The 3,100-nt window shown below is 73.1% G+C and carries 1 protein-coding gene; it reads left to right on the forward strand.

Features of this window, described 5'->3' with window-relative positions:
* Nucleotides 1–3,100: SDR family NAD(P)-dependent oxidoreductase (locus AC3ET3_RS35950; protein ID WP_435613718.1), on the forward strand; the 3,100-nt coding region annotated here is incomplete at both ends.

Here is a 3,100-nt window from a genome sequence, read left to right on the forward strand (position 1 = left end):
GTGGTGGCGTTGGAGCCGTCGGTGCCGTTCCTGTCGACGGTGACCGGGCAGTGGGTCGATTCGGCGCTGACGGATGCCGGGTACTGGTATCGCAATCTGCGTCAGACGGTGCAGCTGGAGCCGGCCGTGCGGCGACTGGTGGAGTCCGGTCACGGAGCCTTCGTCGAGATGAGTCCGCACCCGGTGCTGACCGTGCCGGTCGCCGAGACGGTGGAGGCCGCGGGCGTGGAAGCGGTGGTTGTCGGGTCGCTGCGTCGTGGTGAGGGCGGTCTGGGCCGCTTCTATCTTTCCCTGGGTGAGGCGTGGGCCGGCGGGGTGTCGGTGGACTGGGCCCCGGCCTTCGAGGGGCTGTCGCCGCGCATGGTCGACCTGCCCACCTACCCGTTCCAGCACAGCCGCTTCTGGCTGGATCTGCCCAAGGCCCGGGTGAGCGCCGACCCTGCGGAGGAGGCGTTCTGGCGGACCGTGGAGGAGGGAGATCTGGAGGCGCTGGCCGGCACGCTCGGTGTCGAGGAGGGTCTGGAGGCCGTCGTACCGGCACTGGCCGCCTGGCGCCACACCCGCCACGCACGAGGAGCCGTCGACAACTGGAGGTACCGCACCGAGTGGCGCCCTCTGCCGGTCCGCGCCGCGGCCTCGGCAGCCGGAACCTGGCTGCTGGTCGTCCCCGAGGTTCCGGAAGGCATCCCAGTCGTCGCCGACACGGTGTCCGCGTTGGAGGCACGCGGTGGCCGAGCGCTCGTCATGACCGCTGCCGACGACCTGGACCGGGCCGCCCTCGGTGTTCTGCTCGCGTCGGCTGCCGAGTCGGCCGAGTTCAGCGGCGTGCTGTCGTTCCTGGCCCTTGACGAACGGCCTCACCCGCGCCACCCCGTGGTCCGGCTCGGACTGGCCGGAACCCTCACGCTCGTACAGGCACTCGGGGACGTGTCGGTCGACGCGCCTCTGTGGTGCGTGACCCGGGGCGCCGTCGGAACCGGCCGGCACGAGGCGCCGACCGCACCCGAACAGGCAGGTGTCTGGGGCATCGGGCGGGTCGCCGCCCTGGAGCACCCCAAGCGATGGGGCGGACTCGTCGACCTCCCGGCGGCCGGCGCCGACCATGCCGCGGACCTGCTGGTGGACACCGTCGTGGCGGGCGCGGTGGAGGACCAGGTGGCCCTCCGCGACGGCACTGCCCACGGACGTCGGCTCGTCCACGCGGCCACGGGCGGCAAGGCGGCGCCGCGCGACTGGAAGCCGCGTGGCACGGTCCTCGTCACCGGCGGTACCGGAGCACTCGGCGCTCATGTCGCGCGCTGGCTGTCCGGGCGCGGCGCGGAGCACGTCGTTCTCGTCGGCCGCCGTGGCGACGGCCCCCACCTCGACGACCTGCGGGACGAACTCGCAGGCCACGGCACGCGGCTTACCGTCGCCGCCTGCGACATCGCCGACCGTGATGCCCTCGTCGGCCTGGTGGACGGCCTCACCGCGGAGGGCGGACCCGTGCGTTCCGTCGTCCACGCGGCCGGCGTGAGCGTGCTCGGCCCCATCGCGGAAGCCCACGTCGAGCATCTCGCAGCCGTCCTCTCGGGCAAGGTGCTCGGCGCGGCCCACCTCGACGAGGTACTGGACGCCACAGAACTGGACGCCGTCGTCTACTTCTCGTCCATCTCGGGTACTTGGGGCGTTGCCGACCACGCCGCCTACGGCGCGGCGAACGCGATCCTCGACGCCTGCGCCGAGCGCCGGCGCGCCGACGGCACCCCCGTGCTCTGCGTGGCCTGGGGCCCCTGGGCGGGCGGCGGGATGATCGCCGAGTCCGTCCAGGACGTGCTCCGCCGCAGGGGCGTTCCCGTCATCCAGCCGGACACCGCGATCACCGGGCTCCAGCAGGCCCTCGATCACGACGACACGGTCGTGGCGGTCGCCGACGTCGACTGGCGCCGGTTCGCCGAGGTGTTCACTTCCGTACGCGGCAGCGCCCTCTTGGCCGAACTGCCCGACGTCTCAACGGGATTGGCCGACGCCGAGGCCGAGAACCCCGTCGGCACCTCCGCCGCGCTCCGCGAACTCGCCGACCTTCCGCCCGCTCGTCGGCTCGCCGCACTGCGCACCCTCGTCGGCACCCATGTGGCGGCTGCGCTGGGACATGCCGACGCCGGGGCCGTCAGCGCCGAGGCGGCGTTCAAGGAACTGGGCTTCGACTCCCTCACCGCCGTCGCCCTGCGCGACCGGCTGCACCGCGCGACCGGCCTGAGGCTCCCCACCACCGTCGTCTTCGACCACCCGACCGTTTCCGCGCTCGCCGCCTGCCTCGACGACCTCGCGTTCGAGGGCCGGGGAGGCGAGGACGCAGAGCCCGGCACGGACAGCACACTCGTGGCGGCCCCCCGGGACCTCGGTGACGAGGAGCCCATCGCCATCGTGTCGATGGGCTGCCGCTTCCCCGGCGGGGTGCGTACGCCGGACGACCTGTGGCACCTGGTCCTCGACGGCGTGGATGCCATCACTCCGCTCCCCACGGACCGGGGCTGGGACCTCGACGCCCTCTACGACGCCGACCCCGACCACCTCGGCACCAGCTACGTGCGTGAGAGCGGGTTCCTCGACGAGGCGGCCGAGTTCGACGCGGCCTTCTTCGGCATCTCGCCGCGTGAGGCGACGGCGATGGACCCGCAGCAGCGACTGCTGTTGGAGACCACCTGGGAGACCCTGGAGAGGGCGGGCATCGACCCCAAGAGCCTGCGGGGCAGCGCCACCGGTGTCTATGTCGGCCTCACCGACCAGGAGTACGCCGTCCGGCTGCGCGCCGCGTCCGGAGACAACGAGGGGTATCTCGCCACAGGGGCGGCGGCGAGTGTGGCGTCCGGGCGCATCGCCTATGCGCTGGGGCTGGAGGGCCCCGCGGTGACGGTCGACACGGCCTGTTCCTCGTCCCTGGTCGCTCTGCATCTCGCCGTCCGCGCTCTCCGAGCGGGTGAGTGCCGCCTCGCGGTGGCCGGTGCGGCCACGGTGATGTCGGGACCGGGACCGTTCGTCGCCTTCAGCCGTCAGCGTGCCCTGGCCGCGGACGGCCGCTGCAAGCCCTTCGCCGCCGATGCCGACGGCTTCGCGCTGT

It is taken from the genome of Streptomyces sp. bgisy159 (genome assembly GCF_057707805.1).